The 17,261-nt window shown below is 40.9% G+C and carries 22 protein-coding genes; 17 read left to right on the plus strand and 5 right to left on the minus strand.

What is annotated here, in order from left to right; all coding sequences use genetic code 11:
- Positions 1 to 11: 11 nt before the first annotated feature.
- Together ACIROD_RS14325 and ACIROD_RS14330 are read left to right on the plus strand one after the other, a co-directional pair.
- Positions 12 to 437: a hypothetical protein gene (locus tag ACIROD_RS14325; RefSeq protein WP_101224563.1), complete on the plus strand. Its 426-nt coding sequence runs from the start codon at positions 12 to 14 to the stop codon at positions 435 to 437.
- A 60-nt stretch (positions 438 to 497) separates the two neighbouring features.
- Positions 498 to 947, plus strand: coding sequence for a YlbF/YmcA family competence regulator (locus ACIROD_RS14330; RefSeq protein WP_063232132.1), 450 nt, complete (start codon positions 498 to 500; stop codon positions 945 to 947).
- Between the two features lie 180 nt (positions 948 to 1,127).
- On the opposite strand, the gene ACIROD_RS14335 is transcribed toward ACIROD_RS14330, so the two are convergent.
- Positions 1,128 to 1,451 carry a hypothetical protein gene (locus tag ACIROD_RS14335; protein ID WP_402941716.1) on the minus strand — a complete coding sequence of 108 codons (324 nt, stop codon included), beginning with the start codon at positions 1,449 to 1,451 and terminating at the stop codon, positions 1,128 to 1,130.
- A 137-nt stretch (positions 1,452 to 1,588) separates the two neighbouring features.
- On the opposite strand from ACIROD_RS14335, the gene ACIROD_RS14340 reads away from it, so the two are divergent.
- Positions 1,589 to 1,864 (plus strand): YlbG family protein, encoded by a 276-nt coding sequence (locus tag ACIROD_RS14340; protein WP_048684554.1) that lies wholly within the window; start codon positions 1,589 to 1,591, stop codon positions 1,862 to 1,864.
- Between the two features lie 54 nt (positions 1,865 to 1,918).
- Here ACIROD_RS14340 and ACIROD_RS14345 read toward each other — a convergent pair whose 3' ends face one another.
- Entirely contained in the window at positions 1,919 to 2,308 is a 390-nt protein-coding gene (locus ACIROD_RS14345; protein WP_402941718.1) for a DUF7147 family protein, read from the minus strand.
- 456 nt (positions 2,309 to 2,764) lie between these two features.
- Here ACIROD_RS14345 and rsmD point away from each other — a divergent pair, with 456 nt between their 5' ends.
- Both rsmD and coaD read left to right on the plus strand, forming a co-directional pair.
- Positions 2,765 to 3,340, plus strand: coding sequence for a 16S rRNA (guanine(966)-N(2))-methyltransferase RsmD (rsmD, locus tag ACIROD_RS14350; protein WP_034313946.1), 576 nt, complete (start codon positions 2,765 to 2,767; stop codon positions 3,338 to 3,340).
- On the plus strand, positions 3,341 to 3,832 hold the full coding sequence (coaD, locus tag ACIROD_RS14355; RefSeq protein ID WP_098865200.1) for a pantetheine-phosphate adenylyltransferase: 492 nt from the start codon (positions 3,341 to 3,343) through the stop codon (positions 3,830 to 3,832).
- A 41-nt stretch (positions 3,833 to 3,873) separates the two neighbouring features.
- Here coaD and ylbJ read toward each other — a convergent pair whose 3' ends face one another.
- The gene (gene ylbJ, locus ACIROD_RS14360) at positions 3,874 to 5,091 is read right to left on the minus strand and encodes a sporulation integral membrane protein YlbJ (RefSeq protein WP_101224566.1); all 1,218 of its coding nucleotides are present in this window, start codon (positions 5,089 to 5,091) and stop codon (positions 3,874 to 3,876) included.
- Positions 5,092 to 5,400: 309 nt separating this feature from the next.
- Between ylbJ and ACIROD_RS14365 the strand changes: the two genes are divergently transcribed.
- Positions 5,401 to 6,198: a patatin-like phospholipase family protein gene (locus ACIROD_RS14365; RefSeq protein ID WP_101224567.1), complete on the plus strand. Its 798-nt coding sequence runs from the start codon at positions 5,401 to 5,403 to the stop codon at positions 6,196 to 6,198.
- On the plus strand, positions 6,188 to 7,213 hold the full coding sequence (locus ACIROD_RS14370; RefSeq protein ID WP_402941721.1) for a SepM family pheromone-processing serine protease: 1,026 nt from the start codon (positions 6,188 to 6,190) through the stop codon (positions 7,211 to 7,213). Before ACIROD_RS14365 ends, ACIROD_RS14370 begins: the two co-directional genes overlap by 11 nt.
- 78 nt (positions 7,214 to 7,291) lie before the next feature.
- Here the strand turns inward: ACIROD_RS14370 and ACIROD_RS14375 are convergent, their stop codons facing one another.
- Complete coding sequence (locus ACIROD_RS14375; protein WP_402941723.1) at positions 7,292 to 8,497, minus strand: nucleotidyltransferase; 1,206 nt, start codon at positions 8,495 to 8,497, stop codon at positions 7,292 to 7,294.
- Between the two features lie 219 nt (positions 8,498 to 8,716).
- Here ACIROD_RS14375 and ACIROD_RS14380 point away from each other — a divergent pair, with 219 nt between their 5' ends.
- The 4 genes from ACIROD_RS14380 (at position 8,717) to ACIROD_RS14395 (ending at position 11,090) form a co-directional block, all read left to right on the plus strand.
- Complete coding sequence (locus tag ACIROD_RS14380) at positions 8,717 to 9,238, plus strand: YceD family protein (RefSeq protein ID WP_098371093.1); 522 nt, start codon at positions 8,717 to 8,719, stop codon at positions 9,236 to 9,238.
- 65 nt (positions 9,239 to 9,303) lie between these two features.
- On the plus strand, positions 9,304 to 9,477 hold the full coding sequence (gene rpmF / locus ACIROD_RS14385; RefSeq protein ID WP_034313929.1) for a 50S ribosomal protein L32: 174 nt from the start codon (positions 9,304 to 9,306) through the stop codon (positions 9,475 to 9,477).
- Between the two features lie 70 nt (positions 9,478 to 9,547).
- Positions 9,548 to 10,390, plus strand: coding sequence for an enoyl-CoA hydratase/isomerase family protein (locus ACIROD_RS14390; protein WP_230177560.1), 843 nt, complete (start codon positions 9,548 to 9,550; stop codon positions 10,388 to 10,390).
- Positions 10,391 to 10,469: 79 nt separating this feature from the next.
- Positions 10,470 to 11,090: an RsfA family transcriptional regulator gene (locus ACIROD_RS14395; RefSeq protein WP_230177558.1), complete on the plus strand. Its 621-nt coding sequence runs from the start codon at positions 10,470 to 10,472 to the stop codon at positions 11,088 to 11,090.
- Between the two features lie 43 nt (positions 11,091 to 11,133).
- Here the strand turns inward: ACIROD_RS14395 and ACIROD_RS14400 are convergent, their stop codons facing one another.
- Complete coding sequence (locus ACIROD_RS14400; RefSeq protein WP_101224571.1) at positions 11,134 to 11,622, minus strand: N-acetyltransferase; 489 nt, start codon at positions 11,620 to 11,622, stop codon at positions 11,134 to 11,136.
- A 468-nt stretch (positions 11,623 to 12,090) separates the two neighbouring features.
- Between ACIROD_RS14400 and ACIROD_RS14405 the strand changes: the two genes are divergently transcribed.
- The 6 genes from ACIROD_RS14405 (at position 12,091) to ftsL (ending at position 17,259) form a co-directional block, all read left to right on the plus strand.
- Positions 12,091 to 12,975, plus strand: coding sequence for a 2-dehydropantoate 2-reductase (locus ACIROD_RS14405; RefSeq protein ID WP_402941726.1), 885 nt, complete (start codon positions 12,091 to 12,093; stop codon positions 12,973 to 12,975).
- A 4-nt stretch (positions 12,976 to 12,979) separates the two neighbouring features.
- Positions 12,980 to 13,372, plus strand: coding sequence for a DUF3397 domain-containing protein (locus ACIROD_RS14410; protein ID WP_402941728.1), 393 nt, complete (start codon positions 12,980 to 12,982; stop codon positions 13,370 to 13,372).
- Between the two features lie 109 nt (positions 13,373 to 13,481).
- Positions 13,482 to 15,110 carry a bacillithiol biosynthesis cysteine-adding enzyme BshC gene (bshC, locus tag ACIROD_RS14415; RefSeq protein ID WP_402941730.1) on the plus strand — a complete coding sequence of 543 codons (1,629 nt, stop codon included), beginning with the start codon at positions 13,482 to 13,484 and terminating at the stop codon, positions 15,108 to 15,110.
- 344 nt (positions 15,111 to 15,454) lie between these two features.
- Positions 15,455 to 15,886 carry a division/cell wall cluster transcriptional repressor MraZ gene (gene mraZ / locus ACIROD_RS14420; protein ID WP_034313914.1) on the plus strand — a complete coding sequence of 144 codons (432 nt, stop codon included), beginning with the start codon at positions 15,455 to 15,457 and terminating at the stop codon, positions 15,884 to 15,886.
- Between the two features lie 52 nt (positions 15,887 to 15,938).
- On the plus strand, positions 15,939 to 16,871 hold the full coding sequence (gene rsmH, locus ACIROD_RS14425) for a 16S rRNA (cytosine(1402)-N(4))-methyltransferase RsmH (protein ID WP_101224575.1): 933 nt from the start codon (positions 15,939 to 15,941) through the stop codon (positions 16,869 to 16,871).
- A 31-nt stretch (positions 16,872 to 16,902) separates the two neighbouring features.
- Complete coding sequence (gene ftsL / locus ACIROD_RS14430) at positions 16,903 to 17,259, plus strand: cell division protein FtsL (protein ID WP_101224576.1); 357 nt, start codon at positions 16,903 to 16,905, stop codon at positions 17,257 to 17,259.
- The last annotated feature ends 2 nt before the right edge of the window (positions 17,260 to 17,261 follow it).

The following is a 17,261-nucleotide window of genomic DNA, read 5'->3' on the forward strand; positions in this document are numbered from 1 at the left end:
GGGACGATGGAATGAGAAAGTTGATATTGGCTCTAACAGTGTTGATGGCAGCGTCGGGTTGTGGGAAGAAAATACCGGAACCTGAGAATTCAGGAGTAGCCATACAGAGTGTTTCTACACTTAAAGCTGCCACCACTGTATCGGGCATCCGAAATTCAGATGAGGACTTTCGGGTAAAAACTTTTGTAAAAGGCAACTCTGTCTATGTAGAGTGCTACTTGAAAAACTATGGTTTTTCTGAATCAAATCCAGAACAGTTGGCAACTGTGTCCGTATTTATTGATAATCAAAAGAAAGTCGATATGAAAACGGCAGCATTTATCTTAAAGGAAGTCCCGAATGGCAAGCATAAAATCAAGCTGGAGATTTTGAATGGTTCAGGTGAAAAAACAGGGCTGCAAAAAGAGATTGAGGTACATATCACTTCCTCGATTTAATCAAACCATTAGCATCTAACAGGGAGAAATGGTAAAATGGTTGTGGAGGTGAGCTTGTTAATGCTTGCTACTATGGAAATCATCGACATTTTACAACAGGCTGATGGATTAGCTGAAATGATCCTTCATTCTGAAATAGGGGAAGAATACCTCCTTAGTTTATATAAATTACAAAGCGACAAAGAGGCCCAGCGGAAAATTTCCAAGTTTACTTCGCTAAAGGATCTATTTGAAGATGTTCAAAGGTTCGGTAAATATCATCCGGATTATAAACGCATCAATTTAGAAACCAGGCAAGCTAAACGAGACATGGATATGCATCCTGCCGTTGCTGAGTTTAAGCGGGCTGAGACCGAATTGCAATCCGTTCTTGATGAAATAAGCGGAAGGATTGGCCGAGCTGTTTCTGAACAGGTCAAAACTCCAGCGGGGAATCCATTTTTTGTTTCATCCGGTGGATGTTCAACGGGAAGCTGCGGAACCGGCGGAAGCTGCGGATGCTCTGCTTAAGGTAATGGCCATATTGTGAACAATAGGCCGGTATATTGAATGCAGCCATCGAAATTCGAAATTACTACGGAGTTCGGTGGCTGTGTCATGTAAGGAACCTTCGTCGAGACATTGTTCAATGAACCGATGAATGTATAAAGATTTTCTTGTTATTTATATTCCGGATACGTGACAAAGGGATTAACTGCGATATAAAATACAATCCGGACATAGGTTGCCGCAGCAAAACATCTTTTGCTGCGGCACATAAAAACGGTGCCGGAATACATATAAATGTTCTTCCTGCCGTACGAAAATGGTTTCACAATGAAGCTGCTTGCCACGCATTGAAAGGCTTGCGGCTTTTTTTATTAACAAAGAAAGCTTACTATTATTATTTTGAGCCGGATGATAATGGATATATAAAAATGGTATACCTGTGAACTTTTTTATCGAAGCTTGTGTAATTTCTTCATTATCTAATAGATGATCAATAAATTTATGCCAAATTTGGTTTAAATCCATCGTTTGTTAGGCTCCCTTCACAGTGTTTATATTCATAATAGTGAGAGAATTTCGTTTATAATCTTTTTTCTTGGTTGAAAGTAAAGATTCTGCTATGCTACACTTAGTTAAAACCTTTATAAAAGGGAGTTATTGATATGCTTGGAGCGAGACAGGGAATCATCGTCTATTTACATACATTAAAACAAGCCAAAATGCTTAGGAAATTTGGAAATATCCATTATGTTTCAAAAAAGTTGAAATATGTGGTGCTTTATACGAATATGGATGAAGTGGAGCCACTAGTGGAAAAGCTGAATAATTATTCGTTCGTTAAAAAAGTGGACCTTTCTTACAAGCCTTTTTTGAAGGTGGAGTTCGAAAACTCCAAACCGGATAAAGCGAAAGAATATGATTATAAAATGGGAATTTAAAAAAAGCTGACTCATGCGGAGTCAGCCTTTTTCATTTCAGGGCATCAACATTTCTCAACCTAATGGGGGCAGATATCTATTCATTCGCAAAATGCCGATTAAGTGTTGGTAGTACAACTCGATTTCTGCATAGAGCACCGAAGGTTTCACGTCGATTTCAATAATCGGTCTATCCAGTTCCTCCGCCAAGCTCTCAAAAAGCCCATAGCGTTTGTTTTTGGTGGCATGAGGGTTCGGTATACCTTCGCGGCAAATGTAAAGCGGCTGGAATTTCCCGGGATCCGTTGGGTGCATGACGATTACCAATGACGTTACCTTTTTATCATTTATAGTAGTATGCATGGCCAAAAGCCTTGCAACTCGATGTTTCTGATTGCGTCCTACTTCCAGCAACTCATATATATCGGAATATCCTTGTCCAATTTCAATAAAACGTTGAATCAATTAAACCTCTCCTAACTAACTTATTATTCATTACTTTATCATTATCCCTCATAAAAGAGAAGGACAACTTCATTGATGAAGCATGACAAAGACACTTAGATATCAGAGATTTAACAAAAAAAAGCCCTGCAAAAATATGCAGGGTCCTTCTATGTCTAACTAAGGACCAGAAGGCAAAGGGAGAGGAGAAACCGGAGGAAGAGCTTATGGGGAAACGTAAGCCTTCTCCGCGGTTGGCAACAACACCTAAAAAGGAATGTTGTTATTCACATTATTGCCAAAAACCACATTATTATTCAAAATGTCAAAGATTTATAAAAAGAATCCATGGTCCGAAATGATACTTTGATTTTCATCTTGGAAATGAAGCCAAATGGGTTTAAATATTGGCTAGCTTTTTCTAATATGTTAGGATAGGAAAGTAACAGAAATTTGTCATAAAATGTGGTGAGGATTATGAGGGTCGTTTCCGGAATTTGCAAAGGAAGACCACTTAAGGCTGTACCGGGTACAGGAACCCGGCCGACTACTGATAAAGTCAAGGAATCCATTTTCAATATGATTGGTCCTTATTTCGAAGGAGGGCTGGTCCTCGACTTGTTTGCCGGGAGCGGTGGACTGGGAATTGAAGCGTTAAGCAGAGGCATGGATAAAGCCATATTTGTCGACCGGGATTTTAAAGCAAATCAAACGGTTAAGGCCAATTTGGAACTATGCAAGTTTTCAGACCGTGCAGAAGTTTATAAAAATGATTCAGAGCGTGCACTGAAGGCTTTGGTGAAAAGGGAAATGACTTTTGAATTGATTTTTCTTGATCCACCTTATAAGAAACAAAAGCTAGTCGAGATTCTTGAAGAAATACATAAATACCGATTGCTGAACGATATGGGATACATTGTTTGTGAGCATGGCCATGATGTTACATTGCCAGAAAAAGTTGGTGACTTTACCGTTAAGAGAAAAGAAGTTTATGGCGTCATTGCCGTTACGATTTATCAATGGGGAAATGTACACGAACAGGGGGAACTATGAATGTCCAAAATAGCGATTTGTCCGGGGAGTTTTGATCCAATAACATTTGGTCATCTTGATATCATTCAAAGGGGAGCGAATGTTTTTGATGAGGTATATGTGGTCATCGTGAACAATTCAGCGAAAAATTCACTTTTTACAGTGGAGGAGAGACTGGAATTGATTACTGAGGCGACTGCCCATATGCCGAATGTTAAAGTGGATTTCTATCAGGGATTGACGGTCGACTATGCTGAAAGCGTTTCCGCGAATGCCATTATCAGGGGATTGAGGGCGACTTCCGACTTTGAATATGAAATGCAGGGAACTTCGATGAACCGATTCCTAAACAATAAAATAGAGTCATTCTTTATCATGACGAAAAATCAATATTCTTTCTTGAGTTCAAGTATCGTGAAAGAGGTAGCGAAGTATGGCGGAGATATCTCCGAACTAGTGCCAAACGTCGTCCAGAAAGCCCTGGCCAAAAAGTACGAGGAACTGAAAGGATAGAAAAAAGAGCATTGCCTACGCGCAATGCTCTTTTTTTCGGTTTAAGAAAGGCCTTTGAATAGCCTTTTGGTAAATATGATGATGTATAGGATCAAGAACAAGAGTGTTAAAATGGGGCCGAAATCAAGCATGTTCTGATATAGGGAATTCACGTGTTCACCGGATCCGCTGACTGGGAATGCGTTTAACGGGCTGCCGCTGTACATATTGCCTTTATAGAATGGCTCCCAAAGCAAGATGGTAATAATGGATGCCAAAAGGCCATGTGCTATCCTAGCAAGAAAAAAGGGAGTGAAACGAATGTCTGTTGCGGCTATAATGCTGGCAACCTGCGCTTGAATGCTGAAACCGTTGAAAGCTAAGATGAAACTAGTCATCACAGTTTGCTGAAAGAGTGTCGCATCTTCGACCGTACTGGTTAATTTTGAACCAAGAGTCATTTCAAACATGCCTGATATGAAGGGGAGGCTTAAGGAATCCGGGAAATTAAAAATATGTAAAATTCCTCCGACCCACGATGCTAGCAATCCGGTAATGTTCATGTGAAATAAAAGCTTGTTCACCACCGAAAAGAGAATGATGAATCCCCCGATCATTAATAGGGTTTGGATGGATGAGAGTACCGCATCTCCAAGTAAACTGCCAAATGGTCTTGTTTCTTTTATTCTGGTTCGATGCATTTGGCTAAAAGCTTGTCTTATGGAGGGGAGCTTGGTCATTACTTTAGTATGCGATTTTTCTTCTTTCCAACGGTAAAAACGCATGATGATGCCTACACAAAAATTTCCTAGGTAGTGGGAAAGTGCAAGGATGATCCCTAAATGAGGATTGTGGAAAAACCCTACGGCAACGGCAACGAACAAGAATAATGGATTAGATGAATTAGTAAAACAAACGAGTCTTTCGGCTTCAATGCGGGTCAATTGTTCTTCCTGACGAAGCCTCACGGTGTATTTCGCTCCAGCTGGAAATCCTGATGCAAGTCCCATCGCCCAAACGAAACCGCCCACTCCTGGTACACGGAATAAGGGACGCATAAATGGTTCTAGCATGACACCAATGAACCTGACAACCCCAAAACTGATTAATAACTCCGAGAAAATCAAGAAAGGTAGAAGCGAAGGAAACACAATTGTCCACCAAATATTGAGTCCGCCTTTGGAAGCTTCAAAGGATTCTTGGGGGAAGATGATCAAGCCAACTGCCATCATCGTGACGGAGGTAGCTAACAGTACTGTTTTAGATTTTGATTTTAGCAAAATTCAGCCTCCTCTTGAAGGTTACTAAATAAGGGCAGTTCGTTTCGTATATAATAAAATATGAACTTCCTTTTCTCGAAAAGTAAGCGCATGATGAAATGTGGATTGTTTCGACATGTATAAATGAGGATGTTCCTCACAATGGAATTTCAATGAAACCCTGCACTTTATTGGCTGGCATAGTTTATATCTGCCATGCTTGTTTCACTGTCAATATAAATAATATGCTTCTATAAATCCGTTTAAGACCATAACTTTGAATGAGTGTTATTTCAATATTTTGAACTAGTTATAGCGGGAGGGATATCTTTGTCGAAACCAAAAGTCGGGCTTGCACTTGGGTCAGGAGGAGCTAGGGGGTTTGCACATATTGGCGTGATAAAGGTATTACAGCAAGAAGGCATTCCGATAGATATGATTGCTGGAAGCAGCATGGGAGCTATGGTTGCAGCCTTTTATGGAGCGGGTTCGGATATCGAGAGGCTGTATAAGTTGTCCCGTGCATTTAAGCGAAAGTATTATTTAGACTTCACCATACCTAAAATGGGCTTCATTTCGGGTAAACGGACAAAGGATTTAATCAGGGTATTTACATATGGCAAGAAATTTGAAGAACTTGATATTCCTGTGGCGGTCGTCGCCACTGATATAAAAACTGGGGAAAAAGTCATTTTTCAGGAAGGCCCAATCGCACCGGCTGTAAGGGCAAGCATTTCCATTCCCGGCATTTTCATTCCCGAAAAAATCGGGAACAGACTGCTTGTTGATGGCGGCGTTGTTGACAGGGTTCCTGTTTCAGTCGTGAAGGATATGGGAGCAGACATCATAATTGGTGTGGATGTAGCCCACGTGAAACAGGATATGGAAATAAACTCCATCTATGATGTCATCATGCAAAGCCTCGATATCCTGCAAATGGAACTTGTTAAAAGCAGGGAGTTTGCTTCAGACGTCATGATACGCCCCAGGGTTGAGAAATACAGCTCTAAATCATTTACAAACGTTCAGGAAATAATTAGTATTGGAGAAGAAGCTGCAAGAGGTAAGATAGATCAAATTAAGCAGTGTATTGTTACTTGGAAGGAGTCCTTTGAAGATGAGCCGTAAAATATATGTACGCACTTTCCTGGTGGTGGCTATACTTCTCATAGCATCAGCCCTTTATTCCCTACCTTTTTATGTATCAAAACCAGGCATGGCTAAAGAATTGGAGCCAATCATTGAGGTGTCCGGAGGAGATGAAGCAAAAGGAAGCTTTATGTTAACCACTGTAAGGATGGGCCGGGCGAATATATATTCCTACATGCTGGCGAAATGGAGCAAATATCAGGAGCTTTATCCGGAAACCTCCATTCGAAGCGAAGATGAAACAGATGAAGAATATAATATCAGGCAGCTGCACTTAATGGATGGTTCTAAAAATAATGCCATTCAGATCGCATATGAAAAAGCAGGGAAAGAAGTCGATTACGAGTACCTGGGTGTATATGTTTTGGACGTGCTAAAAGGAATGCCGGCAGCTAAAGAACTGAAAGCGGGCGATCAAATCATACAGGTCGATGACGTTAAATTCAAGTCTGCACAGGAATTCATGGACTACATTAACGGAAAAAAGGCTGGAGATGAAGTGAAAATAGTGTATAAGCGGAAAGATACGGAGAAAACGGCCGTTCTTTCATTGCAGCCTTTTAAAAATGACCCAAATAGGGTCGGAATAGGCATTTCGCTGGATGACAATCGAAAAGTGATCACAAAACCGGCGATTGCCATAGATTCAGAACAAATAGGCGGTCCTTCGGCTGGTTTAATGTTTTCATTGGAGATTTATAATCAATTAACAAAAGGCGATCTTACAAGTGGCTATGACATAGCGGGTACGGGAACGATGTCTGATGATGGGACAGTTGGTCCAATTGGCGGAATTCAACAGAAAATAGTTGCAGCCGATAAATCTGGAGCGGAAATATTCTTTGCCCCAAATGAAAACGGAGCAGCAGGTTCGAATTATGAAGATGCACTCATTGCAGCAAAGGATATCGACACGGATATGAAGATCGTACCGGTTGACAACTTTGATGATGCAATAGCCTATTTAACGAAGCTGAAAGGAAAGGAAAAATGAAAAAAAGCGCAGGCAGTCAACTACTGTTTGCGCTTTTTTTTACTATTAAGGATGGAAGGGCCAAGCTTAAACCTTTCTTCATTTGAAAATGATGGGGGATTCATATTCCCGTTTCATCAAGGCAGCCTGATACGGTTCGGACAAGCCAAGTGCATACACCTGTGCCGCTCGCAAGTCCGTATCGATGTCCTGCTTCTGATAGGACGAAAGTTTAGAGATGAGCGGGAGGGGTAAGCCTTTTTTTACATTGCGAAGGTATTCTTGTCCCCGGCCATTCATGCCAAGAAGTCTGATATAGGCTGGTTGTTCATTGTGAATCATCTGTTCTTTTAATGTATGGGTCAGTATGTGGACGCACATCCGCTGTAGTCGTGTCCATGTGTAGCGTTTTGTCTTCAGATCTGCCATGAATCCAGAAAAGCTCGAAGATTGTTTGGCCATCTCCTTTATTCGGTGTTCTATGCCTTCCTCGATTTCGTATATCCCTGCCAATTCGATTAAAGAGGAAGAAAGGATTCGGTATTTCAAAAGGGGCCAATACATTTCCCAGTCATGCAAGGCTTGGTAGCGCGTTAAATATTGCTCAAGACCATTCATTGTCGGCTGAGGAATATAACTGGAAACAGGATTTAATTCCCTGTGTTCATGAATGGCTTTACGTATCCCCGTTGCGCTGGCAATAGGGTCTTTGGACAACTTTGTTTCATGGTATCCGGCAGCGACCCTTTGAATCGTATAAGGGCGGATGGAGTAGCCATTTGATAGGGCAGCACTTACATATTCCTTTCCAAGAATATTATTTGGCTTCGTCAAATCCAATGCCGCCTCATCATTGATGATCGAACGATAAGCCTGGGCAGCACTGGCCGGATAACTATTACCGGCATCCATAGCCGATTTAATTGCAGCATCGAATGCATCGGAATTATCCGAAAGAATTCTGTGTGCGGTGATGAATGGTTCAATTCGGCCATCCTCGCTTCCGAAGCAAAAGGATTCACAGCCAAGGGATTCCAAAAGGGAAATAGATCCTTTTGCAAATATCTCCGCCTTCTGTGTCGCGAAAGCATAGGGAAGTTCAATGACAAGATCTATGCCGCCATTCAAGGCCATTTCGGCACGGGTCCACTTGCTGACGATAGCGGGCTCGCCGCGCTGTAAAAAGGGCCCGCTCATGACAGCCACCACTACATCTGCCCCTGTTTTTTCTCTACTTTCTCTTGCATGTAAAACATGTCCATTATGAAAAGGGTTATATTCGACTACTAAACCGCAAGCTTTCATTTGATCACCTCAGAGAAAAACTTTGTATTTTATCAACTTAGTGCTAAAATAGTATTTCAAGTAAAATAACTATAAGTATTCGTCCGGATTTTTTTGTTTGTAATGATTCTTAAACCTAGACAATCAGTTAGGATGACTACATTATAGTGTAAAGAAAAAATATTGACAAACTTATAATTGAAAGCTATAATTATTTTTGTTGCCTTGAGGTGATTTCAATTGAAATGGACGATTAGTCAACTTCAAAAAATTCGGGACAAAGATTTACGGTTTGATGAACTGGTGGATGTCTTGGACATTAGAGAAAGAGACCCGCAAATTCGCGATGTTTCTCCGATCAGAGTAGCAGGAAGAGCTGATATCAGCTCGACCGAGATTACTTTTCACTTGCATCTTTCAGGTGAATTAACATTACCTTGCTCCCGTACACTGGTAGACGTTAAATATCCGATTGATATTGATACAAAGGAAACCTTTCTTTTAAAGGCAGATGGCGCCGATTTCTACGGAGACGATGTCACTGTTGTGGAAGGTGACGTTGTAGACTTAATACCGGTAATTAAAGAAAATTTATTGCTAGAAATTCCGATGCAGGTTTTTTGTGAGGATGTCGATTCGAATGAAGCTGCTCCTCAATCCGGAAAAGACTGGGCTGTTATTTCTGAAGAGGAAAATGAGCATAAGGTTGATCCGAGATTTGCAAAGCTTGCCGACTTTTTTGACAACAATAAAGAATCTTGATTGGAACGAAAAATCGTTAATCCGATTTTTCCAGCTTTTTTATATTTTTTAAGGAGGTGGGAATAATGGCTGTACCTTTTAGAAGAACGTCGAAAACTGTAAAAAGAAAACGTCGTACACACTTCAAGCTTCAAGTACCTGGTATGGTAGAATGCCCGAGCTGTGGTGGAATGACTCTTTCACATCACGTTTGTAAAGAATGTGGAACATATAAAGGAAAAGAAGTTGTCGCAAAATAATTTCTTGACCTACTTGAGAGCTTTGCTTTCTTGATGCAACACGCTAATCAAAGCGCAGGGATTTTTCTCTGTGCTTTTTTTACAAATATATTTGGCAGAATATTTTGAATCATCTATGTTTGCCGATGGTTTCGGAGATGGTGTTTACGTGGATCAAGTAATTAATGTTGAAAAGGATGAACGCGGTTTCATGAAGCTCCTGTTTAATAGACCGGAGAAAAGGAACGCCGTGAATTATCAATTGATGGACGAACTCGAGTCGATATTGTCAGAAGCTGCATGCGATGATGAAGTTAAGTTGCTGGTCCTGACAGGGGCGGGCTCCGAGGCATTCTGTTCAGGCGGGGATCTAAGGGAATTTCAGGATTTGCGTACAGAAGAAGAGGCCTTTGCTATGTTATCGAAAATGGGTGAAATTCTGTATAAACTAGCAGTTTTCCCAAAACCAACAATAGCGCTCATCAATGGAAGTGCTTTAGGCGGTGGATGCGAAATTGCGACAGCTTGTGATTTCAGATTAGCAAAGAGGGAAGTTAAGCTGGGGTTTGTACAAGGTACTCTGGGAATAACGACAGGCTGGGGCGGAGCTTCACTTTTACTTGAAAAAATATCAGGGCAAAAAGCGCTAAAGCTATTATTGGATGCGAAAATACATAAAGCCGAGGAAGCAAAGGAATTGGGTTTCGTAGATGAGATAGTCGGAGAAGGTGCGGATGGATGGGAAAGGTTCGCAGAAGATTTTCTTCGCCATGAGACAGGGGTATTGATGGCCTATAAGCGATTGCTGGTCCATAAATGGCAGGGTAGCGGGCTTAGAGGAAGAATGGATGCGGAAATCCGGGAATGTTCTAAACTGTGGGCGAGTGATGAGCATCACGCTGCAGTCGATCGTTTTTTAAATAAGAAAAAATAAATATTACACGCTCTATATATCTTCTATCTTCCCTAGCATGTGCATATTATGAATTAAAACTTGCTAAGGAGGTAGAGAGATGACGATTGCGAGACAAGATGCATGGACTCATGATGAGGATCTGTTGTTGGCTGAAGTGGTGCTAAGGCATATACGAGAAGGCAGTACACAATTAAAGGCGTTTGAAGAAGTGGGGAAACAGCTATCGAGAACATCTGCTGCTTGTGGGTTCCGTTGGAACTCATTTGTAAGGAAGCAATATAAATCAGGGATAGAGCTGGCGAAAAAACAAAGGAAAGAACAGGTGGTCAATAATCCTGAAATGGAAAGGGATTCGGTTGCGGCGGTGGAAAATGTCACGATTGAAGAAAAGCCCCCCCGGCATGAAGATAAAGAATCTATCACCCTTCAGGAAGTTATATTATATTTAACCAAAATGGATGAATTCTTTCAGGTTGATAATAAGGAAAAAGAACGGATTTCTGAGCGGTCCCTATTTCTTGAACAGGAAAATGTCCGATTGCTGGAAGAGAATGCTTTGCTTCAAGAAAACCTGAAAGCTGTTGAGGAAGATTATCGTGCGTTAATGCAGATCATGGAGCGTGCAAGAAAGCTTAGTGTACAAGAGGACGAAAAGACGAATCCGAAGGTAAGTTTCCAAATGGATAAGAATGGTAATTTGGAAAGGGTCAATAAATGAAAAATGCGGGTGGGAAAATCCGCCCGCATTTTTCTTGGTATTCCTATTCCTGCGTATCTATTTCTTTTTTATCTTGTATGTCAAATGGGCTCCAAATCAGCGGGTTTTCTCCAAGGTCCCTGTCCAAATCATAGGAAACAGCAGAAAAGCCCATCTTTTTCCAAAAGTCTTGTGAATGAACTCTTGGGTTGGTTTTGATAGGCATGTTCAGGCTTTTGGCGAATTCAACCAAAGCTCTTCCATAACCTTTTTTCTGATAGTTAGGCAGGACTTCAAGTTTCCAGAGAACAAGGAAGTCCCTAGAATTGTCAAAGTACCGGTCAAATTTAGCGCTTCTTTTATACAGGCTCATGCGGGCTACAAGTTTGTCGCCATAAAAGATTCCGTAAAAAGGTGATTGGCTGTCATTTTCAATGATGTTAGCCTCTAAATCATCGAGCATGGACAGTTCCTGTATCCCGTATTCTTTGAATTTTTTGAATTCCTCAAGCGTTTTAAAATTTACAAGTAATCGTTCAACCTTGTATTCCATAAAAAAGCTCCCCCTTAATTCTGATAAACCTCTTCCGATAGTACCCTTTGAAAGTCATCCCACTGACCTTTACCATGTGGAATTCCAGCTTAGGTTATATCTAGTATGACATCATCGATTTATCCTAGCTGATTAAATGCTTATAGCCTTTTATCCCCCGCCCTTTTCCCTTCAAAATTCGTGGGTAGAGATTGGAGTTATCTTTTGTTCCTATAAAGTCTTCAAAATGGCTAAGCTTTTCGTATCTAATATACCATTAAATTAACGCTTAAAGAAGAGAATATATCTTCAATGGCTTATTAATAATTCTTTCCATTGATATTTTATGGCGAGCCTTGTTGATGGCAGGTAAACTCCATGCAATCAGGTTGACGGCGTTTCCAAAGTTGTTGATGTGAAATTGATGCAGGATAAAAAAGATAATGTGATAAAATAGTTAATATATTTCAAAAAGTAAGGAAGGGTATTATGAGAATTGGAATCATTGGGGGAGGGGCCATCGGGCTGCTGTTTGCGTCTCATTTAAGTGAGAAACATAGTGTGACTCTCTATACTCATACTGCGGATCAGGCGTCCATCATCCAACGTGATGGAATCCGCCTTATTGCGGGTGGTGAAAGCCGGCTGCTGACAAGCATCATTTCTATGGGGCTGGATGAAGGGATATCGGATGTGGATTTTCTTATATTGGCCGTCAAGCAATATCACCTGCCGCAAATATTGCCTAGAATCAAAGGTATTCAGGTTCCATTGCTATTCTTGCAGAATGGTTATGGCCATATTTCTTATTTAAAGCAGCTTCAATCCCCGAGCATATATGTGGGGGTAGTGGAGCATGGGGCATTGAAACATGACGGGAATACCGTCGAGCATACAGGGCTCGGCATAACAAGGGTCGCTTCCTTTAAAGGGGAACTTGAGCAACTATCGTTAGTGGATGAAAGGATCGATCATTTTCCTTTTACGAAGAGTGAGGATTTTCACTCGATGCTGATGGATAAGCTTGTCGTCAATGCAGTGATAAATCCATTAACAGCGATACTTGGCGTGGAAAATGGAGGTTTGATCACCAATCCTTTTTATTACCAATTGTTTCAAGACCTTTTTGAAGAAGTCTCCGGTATTTTGGAAGTTCAAAATAAGGATGAGTCATTCGGAAATGTGAGGTCCGTTTGTATGGCAACAGCTGGAAATCGATCATCGATGCTAAAAGATTTGGAAAATGGCCGTCAAACGGAAATTGATGCCATTTTGGGTCATATCCTCTCGGAGGCAAAGAGCAAAGGGAAAAGTTATTGCCTGACGTCTTCTCTATATAAGATGGTCAAAGGAAAAGAGTCTCAGGGGGGATGAGGATGTGCCGTACGTAGTTTCAAATCTTGCCGCGATATTTATTACCTTGCCTTTCGCAGGGTATATACTTTTTTTTATTAGTGCCAAACAATTCACTGGGAACCATAGGCGCTCCGTTCAATTTGCAATGGACATGAGTACGCTGCTGTTCGTATTATCCGTCCATTATTTGATCATTACGATTTGGGATAAGCAAATTCTTTGGGTGATCATGCTCATCATGATCGTTAACGCATTCTTGGTGGTCCTTGTCCATTACAAGGTAAAAGAAGAAATCGTTTTCCATAAGGTATTAAAGGGTTTTTGGAGAGTGAACTTCGCCTTCTTTTTTGTGGCTTACCTTCTATTATTTTCCATTGGTATAATAACAAGTATTACGAAGATATTGACTACATAACATAGAACATCGCATCAATTTTCTGCTGCTGGGCAACTTCTTTTGTTTTCTTAAACCGGAATGTTATACTCTAAAAAGAATTGTAGTTGCAGAGAAAGGGAGAACAGAAATGGAGATGAAAGATCTCGCGTTACCATCTTTAAACCGTTTTGCATCGGACTATTTACAAAACCGTCTTGAAACGGAGGATTATTTTCACTATGACTTAGCAAAGCCTGACATTTATCACAATAGATATAGTGAATTGATGAACCGCTCTTTTTCACGTGATGAATTGTCGGATTACATACAACAATACATGTCTCGTCTTTCATTCAGTGAGGCAGTTAATGGGAATATTGAAAGGTTGCGCAGGGATGATTCCGTGGTTGTGATTGGAGGACAGCAGGCTGGGTTATTATCAGGGCCGCTGTATACCATTCATAAAGTGATTTCGATCATTAAGCTTGCTGAAGAACAGGAAAAAGAATTGGGGCAGCCAGTCATTCCAGTTTTTTGGATAGCTGGAGAAGATCATGATTTAGCTGAAGTCAATCATGTTTATGTCATGAAAAATGGTAAACCCGATAAAAAATCCTATCCTTCCTATCAACCGTATAAAACAATGGTTTCTGACGTGGAGCTGGAAACGGAAAAGGCAGAGAAATGGCTTGAGGAAATCATTGAAACATATGGAGAAACGGCCTTTACGAATAAACTCCTGATTGATATGAAGGAAACCATTAAGCAATCGAATACCTTCGTCGAATTCTTCGCCAGGCTGATTCATGAATGGTTCAAAGAATATGGACTTTTACTAGTCGATGCCGGAGATCCGGAATTAAGGCGAATTGAGAAGGCATATTTTGAATCGATGGTCAATGAAAGTGGACGGATTGCTGAAATGGTCGGGGAACAGCAATCATTCATGCATGCGAAAGGATATGCAAAAATGATTGAAATGGATAAACAGGCTGCTAATTTATTTTATTATGATCCAGAAAAAAAAGATCGATGTTTACTCGAGCGTGTAGAAGGCGGTTTCAGCGGAAAAAACGGTGAGGTATCATTTACCGAGCTGGAACTCTTGCAGATAGCCAAAAACCATCCGGAACGATTAAGCAACAATGTCATTACACGCCCGCTTATGCAGGAAATGCTTTTCCCTGTATTGGCTTTCGTTTCGGGGCCAGGGGAAATAGCTTATTGGGCCGAATTGAAAAAGGTATTTGAGTTGTTTTCCATGAAGATGCCGCCAATCATTCCTAGGTTAAACATCACGCTGGTGGAGCGCAGTATCCATAGCGATCTTGAAGAAATGGAACTCAGTTTGGAAACTGTTCTGACTGAAGGAACCGCTAATGCGGTGAAAAGTTACCTTGATTCCGTAAAGGATGAGACGATTGACAATCTGTTTGGGACGCTGAAATCGCAGCTTGAAGAGAACCATGAAAAGCTATTTGTCCATGCTGTCTCTTTAGATAGAGGACTTGAGCCGATGTTGAACAAAAACATCGAATTCATCCAAAAGCAATTGAATTTCATGTATGGCAAAATCGGTGACCGTACAAAGGAACGGCATTCGGTCATATTGAAGAAATATGAACGGATAGCAAATTCACTTTACCCTCTTGAATCACCCCAGGAGCGGATTTGGAATGTGTTTTATTACTTGAATCAATATGGACCAGAGTTCGTTCGGGATATGATGAAACTGGAATACCGGTTCAATAATCAGCATAAATTGATTTTCATTTAGAAAATCATCCGTTTTGGGGAAAAGTGGCGGACTAATCATTTTTTTAATGGGTTGCGACTTACCAATCCTGACGGAGGGATTAAAAAGTAAAAAAAAAAGACAGGTGCTAAAGCCTGTCTTTTTTTTGTTTCCTGGGCACTTGTCCGGTAGTCCTTCGACAGTAATAGAGGGTCTGCGTCTTAGTCTGAGTCCATTCGAGGGAAACGCGCGGTTCTTTGAATAATTTGCCTAAATAAACTTAAGAAGAAAAGAAGGGAATTTTTACTTGGAAGGAGAAAGTAAAAACAAGTGGAGAAAGGTGGGGGAATGTGGTACATTGAGATTAGAATGTGGGGGTAGTGGGTATGTTCATGGGAGAGTACCATCATAACATCGATATTAAGGGCCGTTTGATAGTCCCGGTGAAATTCAGGGAAAATCTCGGGGAGCAATTTGTTCTTACCCGCGGACTCGATCAATGTTTATTTGGTTATCCTATGGAAGAGTGGAAGCTGCTTGAAGAAAAGCTGAAAGCCCTGCCCTTAACAAAAAAAGATGCCCGAGCCTTTACCCGTTTTTTCTTTTCTGCAGCTACAGAATGCGAAATTGATAAACAAGGGCGAATTAATATCCCCACGCCGCTTACTTCATATGGCCAATTGGAAAAAGAATGTGTAATTCTTGGTGTTACCAATCGTATTGAGATTTGGAGCAAATCCCTTTGGGAAAACTATTTTTCAGCTTCGGAGGATTCTTTCGCTGAGATAGCAGAAAATATGATTGGCTTTGATATTTAAGGCTGCCCTCAGAAATAGAGTCACTCAATAACCGATTGGAAGGATGTCTAGCATGTTTCAACATACAACAGTGTTATTAAAAGAGACGGTTGATGGATTGAACATCAAACCTGATGGAATTTATGTGGATTGTACTTTAGGAGGAGCCGGTCACAGCGAATACTTGCTTTCACAGCTCTCTGATAAAGGCAGGCTTTATGCTTTTGATCAGGACGAAACGGCAATTCGGAATGCTAAGGAAAAATTGGAAAGCTATGGCGAACGTATTGTTCTTGTTCCTAATAATTTTAAATACTTAAAAGAAGAGTTGAATGCCCGGGGAATCGAGAAAGTGGACGGGATCCTTTATGATTTAGGCGTGTCATCCCCACAATTGGATACACCAGAGCGTGGTTTCAGCTATAACCATGATGCACCCTTGGATATGAGGATGGACCAAAGTGCTGCCATTTCTGCCTATGATGTCGTGAATACTTGGTCATTCCATGATTTGCTGAGAATTTTCTTCCAATATGGAGAAGAAAAGTTTTCGAAACAAATTGCCAGGAAAATTGAAGCGGCACGTGAAATAAAGCCGATTGAAACGACGTTCGAGCTTGTGGAGTTAATAAAGGATGGGATACCGGCACCGGCCAGACGTAAAGGCGGACACCCTGCGAAACGAGTGTTCCAAGCAATAAGGATCGCTGTGAATGACGAACTTGGTGTCTTTGAAGATTCCTTGGAGCAGGCCATATCGCTTTTGGATAAAGAGGGAAGAATATCTGTCATTACATTTCATTCTCTTGAAGATAGAATTTGTAAAACGGTATTTAAAAAGGCCAGTAGCATTCCTGACCTTCCGCCTGGACTTCCAGTTATCCCGGATGAATTCAAGCCAACCATGAAAATAATTACGAGAAAACCGATTTTACCTTCGGAAGAAGAATTGGAAGGGAATAATCGTTCCCGGTCGGCCAAGCTAAGAATCGCCGAAAAGCAATAATTACAGAAAAAAACAGTAAGGGGGAACATGAATGAGTTCCATAGCCAAAAAAATACAAGAACAGCAATATGAAGACCAACAGCAGCAACAGACACATCAAACGGTGGTCATCCGTAAAGCGAAGATATCCATTGGTGAAGTTTTCTTACTATGTGCCCTTGCTATAATGGTTACCTTCATGGGAGTGAAAATTGTCTCAAATCAAGCGGCCATCTATGAAACGAATAAAGAGATCCAGCTAGTGGAAACGTCGATTGAAGAACAGGGTAAAGTGAATGATGATTTGAAAGTGCAGGTTGCTGAACTTAGTACATACGAAAGAATTTGGAAAAAAGCTGCAGCGCTAGGGTTCAAGTTAAATGAGAATAATGTGAAGGGTGTGCAGTGATA

This window comes from Peribacillus sp. NPDC101481, assembly GCF_044767165.1.
Taxonomy (GTDB): domain Bacteria; phylum Bacillota; class Bacilli; order Bacillales; family DSM-1321; genus Peribacillus.

Excerpts from the sequence above, each read along its gene's own strand:
- ACIROD_RS14325 (WP_101224563.1), top strand. The coding sequence starts at position 12 with ATGAGAAAGTTGATATTGGCTCTAACAGTGTTGATGGCAGCGTCGGGT.
- ACIROD_RS14330 (WP_063232132.1), top strand. The coding sequence starts at position 498 with ATGCTTGCTACTATGGAAATCATCGACATTTTACAACAGGCTGATGGA.
- ACIROD_RS14335 (WP_402941716.1), bottom strand. The coding sequence starts at position 1,451 with ATGGATTTAAACCAAATTTGGCATAAATTTATTGATCATCTATTAGAT.
- ACIROD_RS14340 (WP_048684554.1), top strand. The coding sequence starts at position 1,589 with ATGCTTGGAGCGAGACAGGGAATCATCGTCTATTTACATACATTAAAA.
- rsmD (WP_034313946.1), top strand. The coding sequence starts at position 2,765 with ATGAGGGTCGTTTCCGGAATTTGCAAAGGAAGACCACTTAAGGCTGTA.
- coaD (WP_098865200.1), top strand. The coding sequence starts at position 3,341 with ATGTCCAAAATAGCGATTTGTCCGGGGAGTTTTGATCCAATAACATTT.
- ACIROD_RS14370 (WP_402941721.1), top strand. The coding sequence starts at position 6,188 with ATGAGCCGTAAAATATATGTACGCACTTTCCTGGTGGTGGCTATACTT.
- ACIROD_RS14375 (WP_402941723.1), bottom strand. The coding sequence starts at position 8,497 with ATGAAAGCTTGCGGTTTAGTAGTCGAATATAACCCTTTTCATAATGGA.
- rpmF (WP_034313929.1), top strand. The coding sequence starts at position 9,304 with ATGGCTGTACCTTTTAGAAGAACGTCGAAAACTGTAAAAAGAAAACGT.
- ACIROD_RS14395 (WP_230177558.1), top strand. The coding sequence starts at position 10,470 with ATGACGATTGCGAGACAAGATGCATGGACTCATGATGAGGATCTGTTG.
- ACIROD_RS14400 (WP_101224571.1), bottom strand. The coding sequence starts at position 11,622 with ATGGAATACAAGGTTGAACGATTACTTGTAAATTTTAAAACGCTTGAG.
- ACIROD_RS14405 (WP_402941726.1), top strand. The coding sequence starts at position 12,091 with ATGAGAATTGGAATCATTGGGGGAGGGGCCATCGGGCTGCTGTTTGCG.
- bshC (WP_402941730.1), top strand. The coding sequence starts at position 13,482 with ATGGAGATGAAAGATCTCGCGTTACCATCTTTAAACCGTTTTGCATCG.
- mraZ (WP_034313914.1), top strand. The coding sequence starts at position 15,455 with ATGTTCATGGGAGAGTACCATCATAACATCGATATTAAGGGCCGTTTG.
- rsmH (WP_101224575.1), top strand. The coding sequence starts at position 15,939 with ATGTTTCAACATACAACAGTGTTATTAAAAGAGACGGTTGATGGATTG.
- ftsL (WP_101224576.1), top strand. The coding sequence starts at position 16,903 with ATGAGTTCCATAGCCAAAAAAATACAAGAACAGCAATATGAAGACCAA.